This is a genomic window from Pantoea sp. JGM49 (assembly GCF_018257655.1).
GTDB lineage: Bacteria > Pseudomonadota > Gammaproteobacteria > Enterobacterales > Enterobacteriaceae > Pantoea > Pantoea communis.
The window spans coordinates 265199-284211 of record NZ_JAERJM010000004.1 but is presented as its reverse complement, the minus strand read 5'-3'; the positions used below and the strand labels follow the sequence as shown (position 1 = coordinate 284211).

The window sequence follows — 19013 nt, the reverse complement described above, 5'->3', positions numbered from 1 at the left end:
GTTTACACTGCGAAGCATTAATGGTTACAGGATAAGCAATATGTTGCGATATTTGAATCAATGCTCACGAGGACGCGGGGCATGGTTATTGCTGGCTCTGACAGCACTGGCTTTTGAACTGACTGCACTCTTCTTTCAACACGTCATGGGACTGAAACCCTGCGTGATGTGTATCTACGAACGTTGTGCGCTGTTTGGCGTCATGGGCGCAGGTATCGTTGGCGCGTTCGCCCCGAAATCCCTGCCACTGCGCTGGGCCGCTATCCTGATTTGGCTTTACAGCGCTTATAAGGGATTAATGCTTGCGATTGAACATACAAATATTCAGCTGCACCCGAATCCGTTTGTTACTTGTGACTTTGCCGCACGCTTCCCGACCTGGCTGCCGTTGGATAAATGGCTGCCATCAGTATTTGTCGCCAGCGGTGATTGTGCCGAACGCAGCTGGACATTCCTGACCTGGAGCATGCCACAATGGATGATCGTCATCTTTGCCGCGTATCTGCTGGTTGGCGCACTGGTGCTGATTGCCCAGCCGTTTAAGCCAAAACGCCGCGATCTGTTTAGCCGTTAATCAAAATAAAACAGGCAGCTCTCGCTGCCTGTTTTCACGTCAACCGTTACGGTCGGGTCGATCGATAATGTGATCTTCCCAGTCGCGTACTTCACTTTCCCGCACCGCAATGTAACGCACCGAGATACGCTGCGCATGCATCGCCTTTTTCGAACCGGCCACCAGTGGATGCCAGGCAGGTAAAGTCCCGCCCTCGCCTAACAGACGATAGGCGCAGGTACGCGGCAGCCAGTTAAAGGTGGTGAGGTTTTCACGCGTGAGCTTGATGCAGTCCTCTTCGTACTCAAACCGTCGCTCATAGTTACGACACTGGCAGGTTTTAATATTCAGCTGATTACAGGCCACATTGGTGAAATAGATTTCATCGGTATCCGCATCCTGCAACTTGTTCAGGCAGCACTGGCCGCAGCCGTCGCACAGTGATTCCCACTCTGCATCGTCCATTTGGTCAAGGCGTTTTGTCTGCCAGAAAGGTTGTTCAGTCATGATCGCGGTCCGGGTTGTGCAATAAGACCGCACCTTATAAAGGGTTAGGTGCGGTGATGCAAGTTTTACAGTACGCGGGTGGTAATTCCGTGACCGGCCAGCGAGATTTCGAGTTTATCGCCAGATCGCATTGGCCCGACACCTTCCGGGGTGCCCGTCAGGATCACATCGCCGGCGCGCAGCGTAAAGTACTGGCTCATGTAAGCAATCAGCGGCAGGATTTTGTGAATCATATCCGCCGTGCTGCCATGCTGGCGCACTTCGCCATTCACCACTAGCTTCAGTTCAGTATCCTGCGGGTCGCCGCTGAATTCAGAAACTGGAATGAAACCTGACAGCGGGCAAGAGTTATCGAACCCTTTGGATTTTTCCCACGGCTGACCGGCTTTTTTCAGCCCCGCCTGCACATCACGCAGCGTCAGGTCCAGGGCCACACCATATCCGGCAATCGCTTTCACCACATGCTCTTCCGTTGCCTGCTTCAGCGTGGAGCCTATCAGCACCGCCAGTTCCACTTCGTGATGCACTTCGCCGAAGTTGGCTGGAATCGAAAGCGGCTGGCGCAGATCGCACACCGCCGTTTCCGGTTTGATAAACACCACCGGTTCTGTCGGCGTGGCACTGCCCATTTCCTTGATGTGCTTCGCATAGTTGCTGCCCACGCAAACCACTTTGCTGACGGGATAATCCAACAAAGCGCCCTGCCAGTTACGATGCTGATACATGCTGTTCCCCTGCATTAGTAGTGTTTGATGCCAGTCTGACTGGCGGATAGGTCAGGTTCAGTGCCGGAACGCGGCAAGCTGAGGAGGATTATATTAGCGGTTTTATGGCAGCAGACGTGGCGGAAATTGTCAAAAGTCGTTAATCATACGCAACAAACAGGATCACAACCTGGAATTATTGCCCGCAATAATGCTTTAAAGCGGGCGAATAATTAATGCAAATAACACTGAGGATTTTTACAGGGAATATTTACAGATGAATCCGAATTAAACTTTTTTACTCTGATCAAGATGAATGTTGAGCAGACTTTCAACCGGTGGTGGGATCTGTAAATAATAGCCTTGATCGCTCAAACCTTGCTTAACTTTATTGATATCTGCATTAGCCAGTTTGTCGCGTTTGTCCAGTGATAGCACCATTGCTAGCTGGGGTTTACCAAAGCCACGCAGCAGTTCTTCCGGAACGCGCGAAAAATCGTCTTTTTTTTCAACATAAAGATAAGTTTGTTCACGTTGCGGGCTTCTATAGATCACACAAAACATATTTTTTACTCGAATTAACCTATGGCGTCACTTGCCTGAATATAGCAGTAACTATAACATGCTTGCAGAACTTCGAATATTGACCGTTTGATGTTAATGACGATTTTATCGGCGTACATCTTAGGGTCGTAAAACAGGACTGAGTCAGGACAGATGTCGCAAACGCCAATCGAATTCAAGGGAAGCAGTTTTACCCTGTCAGTGGTTCATCTGCACCATTCGCAACCCGAGGTGATTCGTCAGGCGCTGCAGGACAAAATCGACCAGGCACCTGCGTTTTTGCAGAATGCACCGGTGGTGCTCAACGTGTCAGCACTGAACGGTGACATCAACTGGAAACAGATGCAGCAGGCGGTCATCGCCACCGGTTTACGCATTGTCGGTGTCAGCGGTTGTAAAGATGAAGCCCTGAAAAAGATGATTGCCCGTGCAGGCTTGCCGGTGTTGTCAGAAGGCAAAGAGAATCGCAAGCGTGCGGAAGCGCCAGTGGTTGAAGAAGCCCCGCCTATCCTGGCGCCGGTCGCTGAAACCGCCAGCAAAACCCGCATCATCAATACGCCAGTGCGCTCAGGCCAACAAATTTACGCACGGAATGCCGACCTTATCGTCACCAACAGCGTCAGCGCCGGTGCCGAACTGGTGGCAGACGGCAATATTCATATTTACGGCATGATGCGTGGTCGTGCGCTGGCGGGTGCCAGTGGCGAACGTGACAGCCAGATTTTTTGTACCAACCTCGCAGCCGAGTTGGTCTCTATTGCCGGGGAATACTGGATCATGGATCAGATTCCGGCGGAATTTTTTGGTAAAGCCGCGCGCCTGTGCCTTAAAGAGGGCGCGCTCACCATTCAGACACTTTATTAGGCCCCTTTTCTTTCGTTAAGGAAATCAACATTTATGGCACGCATCATTGTAGTTACATCGGGTAAAGGGGGCGTTGGCAAGACCACGTCAAGCGCGGCCATCGCAACCGGTTTAGCGCAGAAGGGCAAGAAAACTGTCGTGATCGATTTTGATATCGGTCTGCGTAACCTCGACCTGATCATGGGCTGTGAACGCCGTGTGGTTTATGACTTCGTCAACGTCATCCAGGGCGATGCAACCTTGAACCAGGCACTGATTCGTGACAAGCGCACGGAGCAACTCTATATCCTGCCTGCTTCACAAACACGTGATAAAGATGCGCTGACCCGCGAAGGCGTGGAAAAAGTATTAAACGACCTGGCCGCGATGGAGTTCGACTTCATCGTATGTGATTCCCCTGCGGGGATCGAAACCGGTGCGTTGATGGCACTGTACTTTGCGGATGAAGCGATTATCACCACCAACCCGGAAGTCTCTTCCGTGCGTGACTCCGACCGCATCCTCGGCATTATCTCTTCTAAATCGCGTCGTGCTGAAAATAGCCAGGACCCGGTGAAAGAGCATCTGCTGCTGACACGTTACAACCCAGGCCGCGTGACGCGTGGCGACATGCTGAGCATGGAAGACGTGCTGGAGATTCTGCGTATACCACTGGTGGGTGTGATCCCGGAAGATCAGTCAGTACTTCGTGCTTCTAACCAGGGTGAGCCGGTCATTCTCGACGCTAACTCTGACGCCGGTAAAGCTTACGCTGATACCGTAGATCGCCTGCTTGGCGAAGAACGCCCCTTCCGCTTTATTGAAGAAGAGAAGAAGGGTTTCCTGAAACGCCTGTTCGGGGGATAACCAATGGCATTATTAGATTTCTTTTTATCCCGTAAGAAGAACACAGCCAACATAGCCAAGGAAAGGCTGCAAATTATCGTAGCCGAGCGCAGAAGGGGCGACAGTGAGCCCCATTATCTGCCGCAACTGAAGCGCGATATTTTGGAAGTGATCTGTAAGTACGTGAAAATTGACCCGGATATGGTGACCGTTCAGCTGGATCAGAAAGGGGACGATATCTCCATCCTGGAACTCAACGTCACACTGCCGGAGACGGAGACGGAAGACGTTCCTAAATGATTGTAGCGGGTTCCTGATTTTCCCCTGCGTTGTGCGCAGGGGAAACCATTCCGCTTATAGCGCCTGCAGGATCTCGTCGATTCGCTTTTGCAGCAATTCACCACGCCAGCCAGTCAGTAATTCTGGTGTACGGCATCCGCTTTTCAAGCCCCAGTATACGCTTAACACCTGATTGATTTGGCGACGTGAAGCCAATAGCTCCTGACTGAAACCCGTCTCTTCGCTTACCTGTAACACCAGCGCTTTGATAGCTTTAAATGCCTGTTTGTAATGCGGATGGTCAATCAGATTGGGCAACGGTTGTGGCAAGGTCGCTTCATCCTGAGCCTGAGCTTCCGCCACCAGCGCCACCATCGCTTTCCCGTGGAAGCGAATCTCGTGACCGTTCAGGCCCAAATGATCGAGCTCACCCAGGCTACCCGGCATAAAGCGCGCCACTTTCCACAGATTCTCTTCACGCACCACAAAATTCACGGCCATGTCTTTCTGACGGGCGATGTTCAAACGCCATGCCGCCAGGCGTTGCAGCGCTGCCAACTGGCGCGGTCGCAACTGCCATGCGTTGGTGATGTCGCGCCATGCATCCTCTGGCTGTAAAACGTCAAGACGACGCTGGCAAAGATTATCGCATTCGCTCAGCGCAGCAGCCATGTTGCCTGCGGCTTGCGTCTGCTCAACTAACTGATGGGCAATCGGCAGAAGATAAGCGACATCTGCTGCGGCATAGTCGCATTGACGCTCAGTGAGCGGGCGCGCCAGCCAGTCAGTACGGGATTCGCTCTTATCCAGTTCAATTTGGTTAAAGTGATTAACCATCGAAGCGAAGCCCCATGACAGCGGCTGCCCAGCGAAGGCCGCCAGGATTTGGGTATCGATCATCGGATCAGGCAGGCATTTAAAACGATGCAAGAAAACTTCAAGATCTTCGCCACCGGCGTGCAGGAACTTCGTCACCTGCTTGTCTTGCAGCAGTGCGATGAACGGCGTCCAGTCACTGATGTTGAGCGGATCGATCAGAACCAGTTGTTCACCATCGAACAGCTGGATCAGACCCAACTGCGGATAGTAAGTGCGCGTGCGCACGAATTCAGTATCCAGCGCAACGGCATTATGCTGGCGCGCTTGTTCGCACACGGCAGCCAGCTGGCTGTTTTGGTCGATCAGGGTGTAATTCACGTATTCATTCTCGCTGCGGCACACTTCGCGCAGCGCTCCATGTTAAAAGCAATAAAAACGCCGGACTGAGCCGGCGTTAACCTGGAGAGAAAGGCAGCTTACTGCCCTTCTCGCTTCGCCTCGTCACGCAATTCGCGGCGCAAAATTTTGCCCACGTTGGTCTTCGGCAGCTCATCTCTAAACTCGATAATCTTCGGCACTTTGTAGCCGGTGAGCTGACGGCGGCAATGATCCAGCACTTCTTCTTTCGTCAGTGATGGATCCTTTTTAACGACGCACACTTTCACCGCTTCGCCGGAAAGGTCGCTGGGAACACCGATTGCGGCGGCTTCGCGCACTTTCGGATGCTGCATCAGCACATCTTCGATTTCGTTAGGATACACGTTAAAGCCTGACACCAGAATCATGTCTTTCTTCCGATCGACGATGCGAATAAAACCTTCGCCATCAACGGTAACAACATCACCGGTGTGCAGCCAGCCATTTTTCAACACTTCTTCGGTGGCATCCGGTCGCTGCCAGTAACCGACCATCACCTGTGGACCACGAATACAGAGTTCGCCCGGTTCGCCTGGCGCCACATCGTTATCTTCGTCATCGACGATACGCACATCCGTGGAGGGTACAGGAAGACCGATACTGCCGGTGTGGCAGGTGATGTCATACGGATTGACCGATACCAGTGGTGAACATTCAGTCAAACCATAACCTTCGAGCAGATAATGCCCGGTGAGTTTTTCCCAGCGTTCGGCCACGGCCTTTTGCACGGCCATGCCGCCGCCAGCAGAAAGACGCAGCGTGGAGAAATCGAGCTTATTAAAGTTTTCGTCGTTGAGCAGCGCGTTAAACAGCGTATTGACGCCGGTAATGGCGGTGAATGGGAATTTGCTTAGCTCTTTGACAAAACCGGGGATATCTCGCGGATTGGTGATCAGCAGGTTGGTACCGCCGAGATCGAGAAACAGCAGGCCGTTTACCGTTAACGCAAAGATATGGTAGAGCGGGAGTGCCGTGACCACCTGCTCTTTGCCCGCACGCAGCAGTTTGCCATAGGTGGCTTTGGTCTGCTCCAGGTTTGCCTGCATGTTACCGTGAGTTAGCATCGCGCCCTTGGCGACGCCGGTGGTGCCGCCGGTGTATTGCAGGAATGCCAGGTCACTGTTAGTCAGCGTCGGACGCTGGTAAGTCATCTGCGCGCCCTGCTGCAGTGCGCTGCGGAATGGCACCGCACCCGGCAGATGGTATTTCGGCACCAGCTTCTTAACATACTTCACCACGAAATTGACCAGCGTGGCTTTGACCGGGGCAAGTTGGTCACCCATGCGCGTCAGCATCACGTGCTTGATCGGTGTTTCCGCGACGACTTTTTCCAGCGTGTGGGCAAAGTTGGACACAATGACAATCGCGCTGGCGCCACTGTCATTCAGCTGATGTTTCAGCTCACGCGGCGTGTAGAGCGGGTTAACGTTGACCACCACCATACCCGCACGCAGCACGCCAAACAGCGCCACCGGATATTGCAGCAAGTTTGGCATCATCAGCGCCACGCGGTCGCCCTGCTTCAGGCCCAACCCTTGTTGCAGCCAGGCCGCAAAGTCGCGACTTTGCTTATCCAGCTGACGGTAAGTCATCGGCTGACCCATATTAATAAACGCCGTTTGATCGGCATACTGCAATGCTGCGTGCTCGAAAAGTTCGACCAAAGAGGTATAACGGTCCGCATTAATCTCCGCAGGAACATCTGCCGGATAGCGTTTAAGCCAAACCTTATTCAAAGAATCACCCCGATATTCTTGTTGCGTAGCCATCGCCGCCTCTGCAATCAGTGTTGTTAACAATATTTTAACTGATTGTACCAGTTTGCCTGTTTCGGCATTTTCAGGTTGCGAAGCGCATCACTAAATTTCGCGCATCGGTTGCGCGCCCAATAAAAAAGCCCGGTCGCGAGCACCGCGACCGGGCCGTCAAATAATGAAGATGAATTATTCGGTCAGGATAGTTTCCACCTGCGCGGGACCGGTATTCATGTTCATCCCCCAATAAGGATTAGGCCCCCAGTAACCCGGATGACGACGCGTTGGCCCATACCAAATCCAGGGATCGATAGGCTGCGGTGGCGTCATCACCTGCTGAGTCAGGTGCCAGCGCTGATAGCCACGGACATCCACCACCACAAAGTTGTAGCTGGCTTTACCAATTTCACCTTTTTCGGTGCCTTTGATATTCCCCAGTACCGTAACGTACTGATTGTTCAGATCCACCGGATCAACAAAACCGCGAATGTCGGCGAAAATACGCCCAACCGATGCGGAACCTAAACGCGGCCGCGCACTGTCATCCAGCGGTTGGGTGGCGATCTCCAGGCGCGTCACGCCCGTCAGATTGGTGACTTTCACCACTTTACCGCCAAAACGTGACTCCTGGCCGACATACAGCTGAGGCGCATTCATCACGCGTAATAAATCTTGCTGTGGAAGTTGAGAACTCCCTTTAATGGAATCTGGCACCGAAACGCAGCCGCTGAGCAACAGCGCGCAGGCTAACAGAGCGCCAGACATCCCTTTACGACTTATTGGCATAGCACTTCTCCTGTTATTTCTCAGTTAGACTGGGCGCTTACGGAATAGTTGCGTGGCGCTTAACGGCCTGGCAACTTTTTCCATGCCACTTCATTACGCAGGTAAACCGGCTCGGCATTCTCCACCGCCACCGACTCACCGCGCTGCCAGGCACTCAATGCCAGCGGCAGCATATCCTCCGCTGCTGGCAGCGTTACTTCTGTGGTCACTAAGGTTGCGCCCGTCGAGCTTAACAGATGCGGATAAGCCGCCCAGCCGGTGCCGACCGTTGCCCACTCGCCGCTTAGCTGGCCGATGCGCGCCTGCACATCTTCGGGTTTCAAAACGGCTTCCGAGTCCGCACCTTGCCATTCACCGTTAGCATCACGCTGATATTCGGCCCAGTAAACTTCGCCCATGCGCGCGTCGATGGCAGCCAGCACGCGTTGAGCGCCGGTTAAGCGCCATGCGCCCTGAGCCATAGTCGCGAGAGAAGAGACGCCGATCATCGGCAAGTTCGCACCCAACGCCAGCCCTTGCGCAATACCAATGCCAATGCGCACGCCAGTAAAACTGCCTGGCCCACGGCCAAACGCCAGCACGTCAAGCGCGGTCAGATCCAACTGCTGCAACTGCAACAGCTCTTGTACCAGCGGTAAGATGCGTTGGGTGTGATCGCGCGGGGCGATTTCAAAGCGGGCATCGATCTGCTGCTGATTGAGCAGCGCGGCAGAACAGGCTTCTGTCGCCGTGTCCAGAGCTAAAATTCGGGCGGACATAACAACCTCTGAAAGTCAAAATGGCGCGCATCTTAACACAGCCTGGCACAAATTAGTGCTTCTCTGGCTGGCGGACGAAAGCGATGGCGCGCTGCAAATCGCGGGTACGCGGCGTAGGTGGCAGACTGTTGAGGAACAATCCGCCATACGGACGCGACACCAGACGCTGATCACAAATCACCAGCACGCCACGATCGTCAGTATCACGAATCAAACGGCCGACACCCTGCTTCAGGGTGATCACCGCATCCGGCAGTTGCACATCATTGAAGGGATCGCCACCGCGCAGGCGACAATCTTCCATGCGCGCTTTCAGCAACGGATCTTCCGGCGAGGTAAACGGCAGCTTATCGATAATCACCAATGACAGCGCATCACCTCGCACATCAACGCCTTCCCAGAAACTGCTGGTCGCTACCAGTAAGGCGTTACCGGCCTCAAGGAACTGCTTCAGCAGCTGGCCTTTACTGGTTTCTCCTTGCAACAACACCGGCAAAGTCATCGAGGCGCGGAATTCGGCGGCCAGTTCGCGCATCATCTTGTGCGAAGTACAGAGGAAGAAGCAGCGTCCTTTATTGGCATCGATCAGCGGTTTCATCATCTGTGCCAGCTTACGGGCACCGCCGGGTTGATTGGGTTCCGGCATATTGCGAGGCACACATAACAGCGCCTGCTGGGTGTAATCGAAAGGACTGTCGAGAATCATGGTGGTGGCTTTGTCGACGCCCAATCGGCTGGAGAAGTGGCTCATCTGCTCATTCACCGCCAGCGTGGCGGAGGTGAATACCCACGCCGCTTTACGGTTATCCATCACTTCACGAAAACGTTCTGCGACCGATAGCGGGGTTAACGCCAGCGTAAAGTGGCGGCTGGTGCATTCATACCAGTAGCTAAAGCCGGGTTCATCAATGGCGCGCAGACGTTTAAGGCGAGTGCGATATAACGCGGCGCGCTCAAACGCCGCATCCAGCAACGCCGAGCGCCCCAGCGACAATTTAATCACGTCGTAGCAAAGCTCCAGCGCATCATCCAGCAGGGTCAACATGCGCATGATGTTGTTGTCGCTTAGCAGGTCACGCAGATTGCCGCGAAAACCCGGCTCGCCGAGCGTTAAACGGAAATCCTGGGCGCACTGTGCCAGACGGTCGGCTGATTTCTGTAGCTGCTGCACGTCGCGCACCTCAGTGCGATAGGCAATAATGATGTCTTTGGCGAGGTCCTGCAGTTGGCGGCTCGAAAGCTGCTGACCAAAGTACTGACTGGCGATATCGGGTAGCTGATGCGCTTCATCGAAGATCATCACATCAGCCTCAGGAATCAGCTCGCCAAATCCGCCCTCTTTCACGACAAGATCGGCAAGGAACAGATGGTGGTTCACCACCACCACATCGGCATCCATGGCTTTTTTACGCGCTTTCACCACAAAGCAATCTTTGTAGAGCGGGCAATCGCTGCCAAGGCAGTTATCGTTAGTGCTGGTGACAAAGGGCCAGATCGGACTGTCTTCGGCCACGCCGGAACAGCTGCTGACATCGCCATCCGAAGTTTGATTTGACCAGCTGCGCACATTAATTAAATCCCCGAGCGCCTGCACGGTGAGATCGCCACCGGTTTGATTCTGCTGTTCGAGACGTTCGAGGCATAAATAGTTGGAACGCCCCTTCAGCAGGGCAGTTTTACCGCTGAACTTCAGGGCACGAGCGATGGTGGGCAAATCGCGGTTATACAGCTGATCCTGTAGTGCTTTGGATCCGGTCGAGATAATGACCTTTTTTTTCGCACGCAATGCGGGTGCCAGATAGGCATAGGTTTTACCGGTACCGGTGCCGGCTTCGACCACCAGCTCACCGCCCTTCTTCACCGCTTCCATGACCGCTTGCGCCATTTCACGCTGCGCGGCACGCGGTTTGAAACCTGGAATAGCCTGCGCCAGCGCGCCATCTGCTGCAAAATCGTCTGCCACACATCCTCACCGATTGGTCAAAAACACTGTAATTATGTCAGGATTCCCCTGAGGCGACCACAACAGATGACAGCGCCCTACTGGATATGGCAGGCTAGCGCAGCGAAATTACAGGAGAACACCATGACCATTACGCGTATTGATCCCGCACCCCGCATGTCAGAAGCCGTTGTGCATAACCAGACCGTCTATTACACCAGCGTGCCAGAAAATCTGGATGACGATGCCGAAGCGCAAACCGCCAACGCGCTGGCGGTGATTGACGCGATTCTGACCCGAGTCGGATCAGACAAAAGTAAGATTCTTGATGCCACAATTTTCCTGGTCGATAAAGCTGACTTTCCGGCCATGAACCGTGCATGGGATGCGTGGGTTTCACCTGACAACGCGCCAGTGCGTTGCACCGTGCAAGCCGAGTTGATGAATCCGAAGTACAAAGTGGAAATCAAAATCATCGCCGCACTGTAACCCTTTCGGGCGTTATTCGTCTTCTTCGTCGTCTTCGAACATCGCCCGAATCGATTCACCCTGATAGCTCTGACGGATCTCGTGTGCCACTTGCGCAATCGCCTGACCACTCGCCATGCCACCCGCCATCAATTCCTGGATACGTTCCACAGCTTGCTGCTGCTGTTCATGAGATAAAGCCGGAAGACCTGTAAACATTATTTGCTCCTGGTGCAAAAGGGGACGCATTATTCCATGAGGAACAAACAGGTGCCAGCGACAAAAAAATGTGCCAGGCTACGCGCCTGCTTGTTGGATTAATTAGCCCGATGATCGTAAAAACCCTTAACCTGAAGTATACGCCGGATGCGCTGTTGCACCGTTTTTCTGCGCTTGCTCATCGTCCCTGGGCGATGTTGCTCACCTCAGGCCATGCCGACCATGCCGATAATCGTTTTGACATTTTAACGGCGGATCCCCGTGCCACGCTTACCACGCGCGGCGAGATGACGGAAATCGACTGTGATGGCAAGGTGATCCTCTCCGCCGATGATCCACTGCACCTGGTGCAGCAACAGTGCGAAATGCTGGGCGCGACTCCACTGTTTGATGCTGATCTGCCTTTCCAGGGCGGCGCGCTGGGTTTGTTTGGTTATGATCTGGGACGCCGCTTTGAAATCTTACCGCAGCGCGCTGAGCAGGATCTGACAACGCCGGATATGGCAGTCGGCATCTACGATTGGGCTTTGATCGCGGATCATCATCAGCAAAAACTCACCCTGATTTCACTCACCGATGCCGGGCAACGCTGGCAGTGGCTGCAGGCGCAGGCGATTCCGCAGCCTAAAGCTTTTGCGCTAACCAGCGACTGGCAGTCAAACCTCAGTTTTGATGAATATGCCGCGCGTTTTGCACAGGTTCAACATTACATTCAGGCCGGTGATTGCTATCAGGTGAATCTGGCGCAACGCTTTCAGGCTCGCTATCACGGCGACGAGTGGCTGGCCTTTTTACGACTCAACCGCGACAACCGTGCGCCTTTCAGTGCTTTTATCCGCTTACCTAAAAGCGTCATTCTCAGTCTGTCACCGGAACGCTTTCTCTCGTTACAGCAAAAGGGGATTGAAACCCGTCCGATCAAAGGCACTTTGCCACGCTTAGCCGATCCAGAAGCCGATCGCTTGCAGGCTGAGAAACTGGGCCATGCGGAAAAAGATCGCGCCGAGAACCTGATGATTGTCGATTTGCTGCGCAATGACATTGGCCGCGTGGCAGAACCTGGTAGCGTTAGCGTCCCTGAGTTGTTTGTAGTGGAACCTTTCCCGGCGGTGCATCATCTGGTGAGCACAGTACGAGCGCGACTACCTCAACATCTCGGCGCAACCGATCTCCTGCGCGCCTGTTTCCCCGGCGGCTCCATTACCGGTGCACCAAAAATTCGCGCGATGGAGATTATTGAGGAACTGGAACCGCAGCGCCGCAACGCCTGGTGCGGCAGCATCGGTTACATCAGCCTGTGTGGTCGCATGGATACCAGCATCACTATCCGCACGTTAATCGCTGAAAATCAGCATCTTTATTGTGCGGCGGGCGGTGGCCTGGTGGCGGATAGCGATGTGGAGCTGGAATATCAGGAGACCTTCCACAAGGTCAATCGTATCTTGCCCAGCCTGAGCGGCGAGGTTTAAATGAGCCTGACGCTCGACCAGTTCCTGAACCGCTTTGTCATGCAACCCCCTGTGAGTGCGCCCAAAAGCGTTATCAGCGGGCGGCGAGCGGCCGTGTTGGTACCGGTGATCGACGGTGCTGAACCGGGTTTACTGCTGACGCGTCGCTCATCACACCTGCGGAAACACGCGGGCCAGGTCGCGTTCCCCGGCGGCATGCAGGATGCAACGGATGATTCGCTGATCCACACTGCACTGCGTGAGGCCGAAGAAGAAGTCGGCATTCACCCCGCTCAGGTTAGCGTCGTGGGTGTGTTACCGCCCGTGACCAGCAGCACCGGTTTTGCCGTCACGCCGGTGGTCGGCATTATTCCAGCGGACCTGCCTCTCAATATTAATCCTGACGAAGTGGAAAGCACCTTCGCGATGCCGCTGGCAGAAGCCCTGCGTCTCAGTCGCTACAGTGGACTCAGCTTGCGCCGTGGTCATCGTCAGCATCAGGTGTGGTTATCGTGGTATGAGGATTATTTTATCTGGGGCATGACCGCCGGTATTATTCGGGCATTAAGTCAGCAAATCGCCCTTCCCTGAGTTCCGCGCTGCATGTTACTTCCGCCATAAACTCGATCCACTTTACAACCGCAGAATGGGATAACTATTTCTGTGGCTTATAATTAGTTTATTTCATGCGAAAAGCTGCTCGCTGAGTCACGCGGGCGATTACTATTAGCCGCATAAACGGCCTCAGCCGTACAGAATAAGATTTGTGAGGAGTGTCACCGGTGATTAGTGTTTTTGACATGTTCAAAGTGGGCATTGGCCCATCCAGTTCACATACCGTAGGTCCGATGAAAGCGGGCAAGCAGTTTGTTGATCTGCTGGCCGAACAGGGCAAGTTGCAAGACGTGACGCGCATTGCCGTCGACGTCTATGGCTCGCTGTCGCTCACAGGTAAAGGTCACCATACCGATATCGCCATCATTATGGGGCTGGCCGGCTTTGAGCCCGCCACCGTGGATATCGATAGCATTCCCGCTTTTATTAAAGACGTCGAGCAGCGCGAGCGCCTGCTGCTGGCGAACGGTGCACGTGAAGTCGACTTCCCACGCGAAGGCGGCATGGTGTTCCGCAGTGAAAATCTGTCGTTGCATGAAAACGGCATGACGGTTTTCGCCTTTGCCGGCGATCTGCTGATCCTGACCAAGACCTACTACTCGATTGGCGGCGGATTTATCGTTGATGAAGAGCATTTCGGCCAATCCGTACTGGATGAGGTCTCGGTGCCGTATGCGTTCAACTCTGCCAAAGAGTTGTTGAGCCACTGCCATGAAAGTGGATTGTCCCTTTCCGGTTTGGTGATGAAGAATGAGCTGGCGCTGCACAGCCGTGAAGACATATATGCCTATTTCGGCAACGTCTGGCAAACCATGCAGGCCTGTATCGATCGCGGCTTAAATACCGAAGGCGTATTGCCGGGTCCACTGCGCGTGCCGCGCCGCGCTGCCTCGTTGCGTCGTTTACTGGTTTCTTCTTCCAAGCACTCCAATGATCCGATGAACGTGATTGATTGGGTCAACATGTTTGCCCTGGCGGTTAATGAAGAAAATGCCGCCGGTGGACGGGTGGTCACCGCGCCAACCAACGGCGCCTGCGGTATCGTCCCTGCGGTGCTGGCCTATTACGATCACTTTATTGAGACCGTGACGCCGGACATCTTCATCCGTTACTTCCTGGCCTCGGGTGCCATTGGCGTGTTGTATAAAATGAATGCCTCGATTTCAGGTGCTGAGGTGGGCTGTCAGGGCGAAGTCGGTGTGGCCTGTTCGATGGCTGCCGCTGGCCTGGCGGAGTTGCTCGGCGCCAGCCCGGAGCAGGTGTGTGTCGCCGCTGAAATCGGTATGGAACATAACCTGGGATTGACCTGTGACCCGGTGGCAGGTCAGGTGCAGGTGCCGTGTATCGAACGTAATGCTATCGCCTCAGTGAAAGCCATCAATGCTGCGCGCATGGCGTTGCGCCGTACCAGTGAACCACGTGTTTCACTGGATAAGGTGATCGAAACTATGTACGAAACTGGTAAAGACATGAATGCCAAATATCGTGAAACCTCACGCGGTGGCCTGGCGATCAAAGTTCAATGTGATTGACCAGGCGTGTTGAAAAAATAATCAATTAGATTTTTTTCTGCATCTCACGCTACCTCCCTGTGAGTAAACCAGATACATTAATTTGCGCGCGGCCCTTAGTGGCCGCGCTGTTTTTTAGTGCCGCTTTTTTTCTCTGCGGTGCGCTAAACCTGGCCGCCTCAATGCCGATAACCTACACGTTAATTTGGCTTCAATTTTTGTTTTGCAAGGTGGTTACTGATGCTCATTCCCCAGCAATTTGTCGGTCAATTTCGCCGTAAGCGTTTGCTTATCGCGTTGGTGATCGCGGCGCTGGTTCTGATTCTCACGCTGACTTTTCGTTATATCGAAGAGAAATCGCGTATTGAGCAGCAGTCCCTGAATTTTGCCAGTCGCGCCATTGAGCGCTTTGACCGCATGTTCTCCCCGCTGGATGTCTCCGCCAACAACACGCTTGGGCTGGTTGGCGTGCCTTGCGCACAAGTTCGCTATCCGTTAATCGAAAAGATTTCTTCATTGCAGACCGTGCGCACCATCCTGCTGGTGCAGGATGACAGTATTTACTGCTCCAGTATTTACGGCCCGCGCAATATTTCGTTTAGCCAGACCTATCCAGAGTTGGCGATTAATAATCAGCGCATGATGCTGACCACCGATAATTATCTGCTGAAAGGCTCACCGGTCTTGCTGCTGTGGACACCCAAATCGCTGGATAATCGCGATGGGCTGCTGCAGGTTATCAATGTGGAATTGATGACGAATTATTTGCTAGAGCCACAGTTACCTTGGGTCGAACGGGCCATTTTTAATGTCGGCGGACAGAGTCTGGAATATGGCAATCCGCTGATTGAAGAGACAGTGCCATCGGAAGATGAAGTGGCTTTTGATCAGGCTTCACTGCGTTACCCCTACAGCATTACCTTGTATGGCCCTTCTCCAGCGCGTCTGGCGTTGCATACGCTTCCTTCACAGCTACCGTTGGCGGTGCTGCTGAGTTTGCTGATGGGCTATATCGTTTGGTTAGCCACCGCGAACCGCATGAGCCTCAGCTGGCAAATCAGCTATGGCATTACCGCGAATGAATTTATGGTGTATTGCCAGCCGCTGATTAACGCCAAAAGTGGTGAGTGCGATGGCATGGAGTTGTTGCTGCGCTGGCACAATGCGCGTCAAGGCTGGGTTGCGCCGGATGTGTTTATCCCGCTAGCTGAGCGTCAGAACCTGATAGCACCACTGACGCGCTTTGTGTTAGCCAAAGTGGTGGATGAGTTGCCTAACCTGCCGCAATGTTCTTCTTTCCATATTGCGATTAACGTTGCCGCCAGCCATTTCCGCGATCGTGCGATTGTCGAGGATCTGCAAAGTATCTGGTGGCCCGCTAACCCGCTGCCGAAGCTGGTGGTCGAGTTGACCGAGCGCGATGCGCTGCCGGTTATTGATCAATCTGTGGTGTCGCAGTTGCATGAGATCGGCGTGCGCCTGGCGATTGACGATTTCGGTACCGGACACAGTTCCCTCGCCTACCTGAAAGACCTGAAGCCGGACGTGCTGAAAATTGACAAGATTTTCACTGCGGCCATCGGCACCGACGCGATTAACGCCACGGTGACAGATATGGTGATTTCGCTGGCGCAGCGTTTGAACATTGCGTTAGTGGCTGAGGGCGTGGAAACCGCGGAGCAGGCACACTATCTGCGTGAGCGCGGCGTGGATCATTTACAGGGCTATTATTACGCCCGTCCAATGCCCATCGAAGATTTCCCTGTGTGGCTGGAGCAGCATCAGGCGCATCTTAGGGCCTGATGTTGGGTTGTATTGTTGTGTCTGATGCTGGGTTGGATTGCTCTGTTTGATGGTGCGTTCGATTGCTCTGTTTCATGATGCGTTCGATTGCTGTGTCTGGTGGTGCGTTCCAGCCGGTAAAGGGGGATGTTCCGTAAAGACGGCGTGAATACATCCCTGTAGCCTCGGACGCCGCATCCCTGCGGCGTACGCTTTACTCCTCATCCCCCTTTACCGGCTTCATGTGGCATTTTTGCGGTCTGCATAGCGCTGTATTCGGATCGGGTCACAGAAATACAAAAGGCCGATATCGTGGATATCGGCCTTTTCGATGACAATTAACTTAGCGCTTACGCCTCATGCTCTTCATCTTCATGCGGCTTATCTTTGGTTACGCGCACCAGGTCGATACGATAATCCGTAGCCTCAATGATTTGGAAGTGCAGCGGCGGCAGGTCGATGATCTCACCAGGCTGCGGCAGTTGGCCTTTCTGGGCAATCAACAGACCCGCCAGCGAGGCATGATCTTCTTCCCGATCCACCAGCTCATGGTGGTCGAGCAACTGCTGCAGTGAGTGCAGATCGGTACCGCCCTTCACTAACCAGCTATCACCATCCGCGATAATATCGGGCGTTTCATCTTCATCCGGGAACTCACCGGCAATCGCTTCCAGCACGTCCAGTGGGGTTATCAAACCTTGCACCACACCAAATTCGTTGGTGACGATGACAAAGCTGCCTTTAGCGCGGCGCAGTACGCCCAGCAGGTTGATCGGATCCAGCGTTTCAGGCACCACTATCGCCGGAGTGGTAGCAGCAAACGTCGCCACGTCCATACCATGCTCCAGCGCCACCAGCAGTTCTTTAGCACGCACCACGCCGATGATCTCATCCAGCTCACCGCGACATACCGGGAACAAACTGTGCGGCGTGTCGAGGAGCTGAATACGAATTTCATCCACCGGACGTTCAGCATCAACCCAGGAGATATTGCCGCGCGGCGTCATGATGCTACGAATGGAGCGCTGTGACAGCGTCAACACACCGTTGATCATGTAACGTTCTTCGTCTTTAAACGCTTCCTGTGGCATCGCCTGCGTCAGCGCAGCTTCTTCAGTGGTCACCGGCTGATGACGCTGGCGACCGCCCATCAGACGCAAGATCGCTTCAGCCGTACGTTCTCGCATCGGCCGATGTTCCTGATGGCGAATAAAGTTACGACGCGCAATTTGGTTGAACAGCTCAATCACAATCGAGAAGCCAATTGCGGCGTACAGATAGCCTTTCGGAATGTGGAAACCGAAGCCTTCCGCCACCAATGACAAACCAATCATCAGCAGGAAGCTTAAGCACAGCACCACAACCGTCGGATGGGCATTGACGAAGTTGGTCAACGGCTTCGAAGCCAACAGCATCACACCCATGGCAATCACCACGGCGGTCATCATCACCGGCAGATGGTTGACCATCCCCACTGCGGTAATCACCGCATCAAGCGAGAATACCGCGTCCAGCACCACAATCTGGATCACCACGGCCCAGAAGCTGGCATAACCTTTGTTGCCCTGATGTTCCATGCCGCGGTTTTCCAACCGCTCATGCAGTTCCATGGTTCCCTTGAATAACAGGAACAAACCACCGAACAACAGAATTAAATCTCGCCCGGAAAAACTGAAATCGCCTACGCTGAATAGGGGTCGCGTCAATGTCACGATCCAGGAAATCAGCGACAGCAGGCCCAATCGCATCACGAGAGCGAGTGACAGACCGATCAAACGCGCTTTATCACGCTGTTTCGGTGGCAGCTTGTCCGCCAGGATGGCGATGAACACCAGGTTGTCGATGCCGAGAACGATCTCCAGCACGATCAGCGTTAGCAAACCCGCCCAAATTGAGGGGTCGAAGAGAAATTCCATCAATGACTCCTTACAACACAGAGGGGCGAACGAGATTGAGCCTGCGCGGTGAAGCGAGACGAGAGATCGTTAGCAAATGAGGTCACGCTGAAGAGCGTTGTAGTGTGCGCCAGAAAGCGCTGAGAACATGTTGAGCGACGTCGGTGACGGTCCATATAGGTGAGCTGAAGCCCGATACTCCTGAATATTAAACAGAACGCTAATGTATCAGTTACATCAACAACGTCAAAAAATTTTATTACATTTACAAACAACTGCACAAACGCAGGAATAACGAACATA

19 protein-coding genes are annotated in these 19013 nt (G+C 53.7%); 9 read left to right on the top strand and 10 right to left on the bottom strand.

The window, feature by feature from the left end; all coding sequences use genetic code 11:
• Positions 1–40: 40 nt before the first annotated feature.
• Complete coding sequence (dsbB, locus tag JK231_RS09450) at positions 41–574, top strand: disulfide bond formation protein DsbB (protein WP_097116888.1); 534 nt, start codon at positions 41–43, stop codon at positions 572–574.
• A gap of 39 nt (positions 575–613) precedes the next feature.
• Here the strand turns inward: dsbB and JK231_RS09445 are convergent, their stop codons facing one another.
• The 3 genes from JK231_RS09445 to JK231_RS09435 form a co-directional block, all read right to left on the bottom strand.
• Positions 614–1060 carry a YcgN family cysteine cluster protein gene (locus JK231_RS09445; RefSeq protein ID WP_034828749.1) on the bottom strand — a complete coding sequence of 149 codons (447 nt, stop codon included), beginning with the start codon at positions 1058–1060 and terminating at the stop codon, positions 614–616.
• A 65-nt stretch (positions 1061–1125) separates the two neighbouring features.
• Positions 1126–1785, bottom strand: coding sequence for a fumarylacetoacetate hydrolase family protein (locus JK231_RS09440; protein WP_034828748.1), 660 nt, complete (start codon positions 1783–1785; stop codon positions 1126–1128).
• Between the two features lie 267 nt (positions 1786–2052).
• On the bottom strand, positions 2053–2328 hold the full coding sequence (locus JK231_RS09435; protein ID WP_058959843.1) for a YcgL domain-containing protein: 276 nt from the start codon (positions 2326–2328) through the stop codon (positions 2053–2055).
• 153 nt (positions 2329–2481) lie between these two features.
• Between JK231_RS09435 and minC the strand changes: the two genes are divergently transcribed.
• The 3 genes from minC to minE are packed head-to-tail and all read left to right on the top strand — an operon-like array spanning position 2482 to position 4317.
• The gene (minC, locus tag JK231_RS09430) at positions 2482–3192 is read left to right on the top strand and encodes a septum site-determining protein MinC (protein ID WP_034828744.1); all 711 of its coding nucleotides are present in this window, start codon (positions 2482–2484) and stop codon (positions 3190–3192) included.
• A gap of 33 nt (positions 3193–3225) precedes the next feature.
• A complete protein-coding gene (gene minD / locus JK231_RS09425) occupies positions 3226–4038 on the top strand; it encodes a septum site-determining protein MinD (RefSeq protein ID WP_034828743.1) in 813 nt (270 codons plus the stop codon).
• Positions 4039–4041: 3 nt separating this feature from the next.
• Positions 4042–4317: a cell division topological specificity factor MinE gene (gene minE / locus JK231_RS09420; protein ID WP_034828741.1), complete on the top strand. Its 276-nt coding sequence runs from the start codon at positions 4042–4044 to the stop codon at positions 4315–4317.
• Between the two features lie 54 nt (positions 4318–4371).
• Here the strand turns inward: minE and rnd are convergent, their stop codons facing one another.
• From rnd to JK231_RS09395, 5 genes are all read right to left on the bottom strand, one after another.
• Positions 4372–5493, bottom strand: coding sequence for a ribonuclease D (gene rnd / locus JK231_RS09415; RefSeq protein WP_058959851.1), 1122 nt, complete (start codon positions 5491–5493; stop codon positions 4372–4374).
• 98 nt (positions 5494–5591) lie between these two features.
• The gene (gene fadD, locus JK231_RS09410) at positions 5592–7268 is read right to left on the bottom strand and encodes a long-chain-fatty-acid--CoA ligase FadD (RefSeq protein ID WP_211728427.1); all 1677 of its coding nucleotides are present in this window, start codon (positions 7266–7268) and stop codon (positions 5592–5594) included.
• 207 nt (positions 7269–7475) lie between these two features.
• On the bottom strand, positions 7476–8072 hold the full coding sequence (locus tag JK231_RS09405) for a Slp family lipoprotein (protein WP_034828738.1): 597 nt from the start codon (positions 8070–8072) through the stop codon (positions 7476–7478).
• Positions 8073–8131: 59 nt separating this feature from the next.
• The gene (gene tsaB, locus JK231_RS09400) at positions 8132–8830 is read right to left on the bottom strand and encodes a tRNA (adenosine(37)-N6)-threonylcarbamoyltransferase complex dimerization subunit type 1 TsaB (protein ID WP_097116884.1); all 699 of its coding nucleotides are present in this window, start codon (positions 8828–8830) and stop codon (positions 8132–8134) included.
• 52 nt (positions 8831–8882) lie between these two features.
• The gene (locus JK231_RS09395) at positions 8883–10793 is read right to left on the bottom strand and encodes an ATP-dependent DNA helicase (RefSeq protein ID WP_160869317.1); all 1911 of its coding nucleotides are present in this window, start codon (positions 10791–10793) and stop codon (positions 8883–8885) included.
• A gap of 123 nt (positions 10794–10916) precedes the next feature.
• Here JK231_RS09395 and JK231_RS09390 point away from each other — a divergent pair, with 123 nt between their 5' ends.
• Positions 10917–11261, top strand: a complete 345-nt coding sequence (locus tag JK231_RS09390; RefSeq protein ID WP_097116882.1) for a RidA family protein — start codon at positions 10917–10919, stop codon at positions 11259–11261.
• A gap of 12 nt (positions 11262–11273) precedes the next feature.
• Here the strand turns inward: JK231_RS09390 and JK231_RS09385 are convergent, their stop codons facing one another.
• A complete protein-coding gene (locus JK231_RS09385; protein WP_034828730.1) occupies positions 11274–11459 on the bottom strand; it encodes a YoaH family protein in 186 nt (61 codons plus the stop codon).
• 110 nt (positions 11460–11569) lie between these two features.
• Here JK231_RS09385 and pabB point away from each other — a divergent pair, with 110 nt between their 5' ends.
• From pabB to JK231_RS09365, 4 genes are all read left to right on the top strand, one after another.
• Positions 11570–12928 (top strand): aminodeoxychorismate synthase component 1, encoded by a 1359-nt coding sequence (pabB, locus tag JK231_RS09380; protein WP_211728426.1) that lies wholly within the window; start codon positions 11570–11572, stop codon positions 12926–12928.
• Entirely contained in the window at positions 12929–13498 is a 570-nt protein-coding gene (locus JK231_RS09375; RefSeq protein ID WP_097116881.1) for a CoA pyrophosphatase, read from the top strand.
• Positions 13499–13689: 191 nt separating this feature from the next.
• Complete coding sequence (locus JK231_RS09370) at positions 13690–15054, top strand: L-serine ammonia-lyase (RefSeq protein ID WP_058962469.1); 1365 nt, start codon at positions 13690–13692, stop codon at positions 15052–15054.
• A gap of 219 nt (positions 15055–15273) precedes the next feature.
• Positions 15274–16836 carry an EAL domain-containing protein gene (locus JK231_RS09365; protein WP_097116880.1) on the top strand — a complete coding sequence of 521 codons (1563 nt, stop codon included), beginning with the start codon at positions 15274–15276 and terminating at the stop codon, positions 16834–16836.
• A gap of 329 nt (positions 16837–17165) precedes the next feature.
• Here JK231_RS09365 and JK231_RS09360 read toward each other — a convergent pair whose 3' ends face one another.
• Entirely contained in the window at positions 17166–18731 is a 1566-nt protein-coding gene (locus JK231_RS09360; protein ID WP_211728425.1) for a TerC family protein, read from the bottom strand.
• Positions 18732–19013 lie beyond the last annotated feature (282 nt).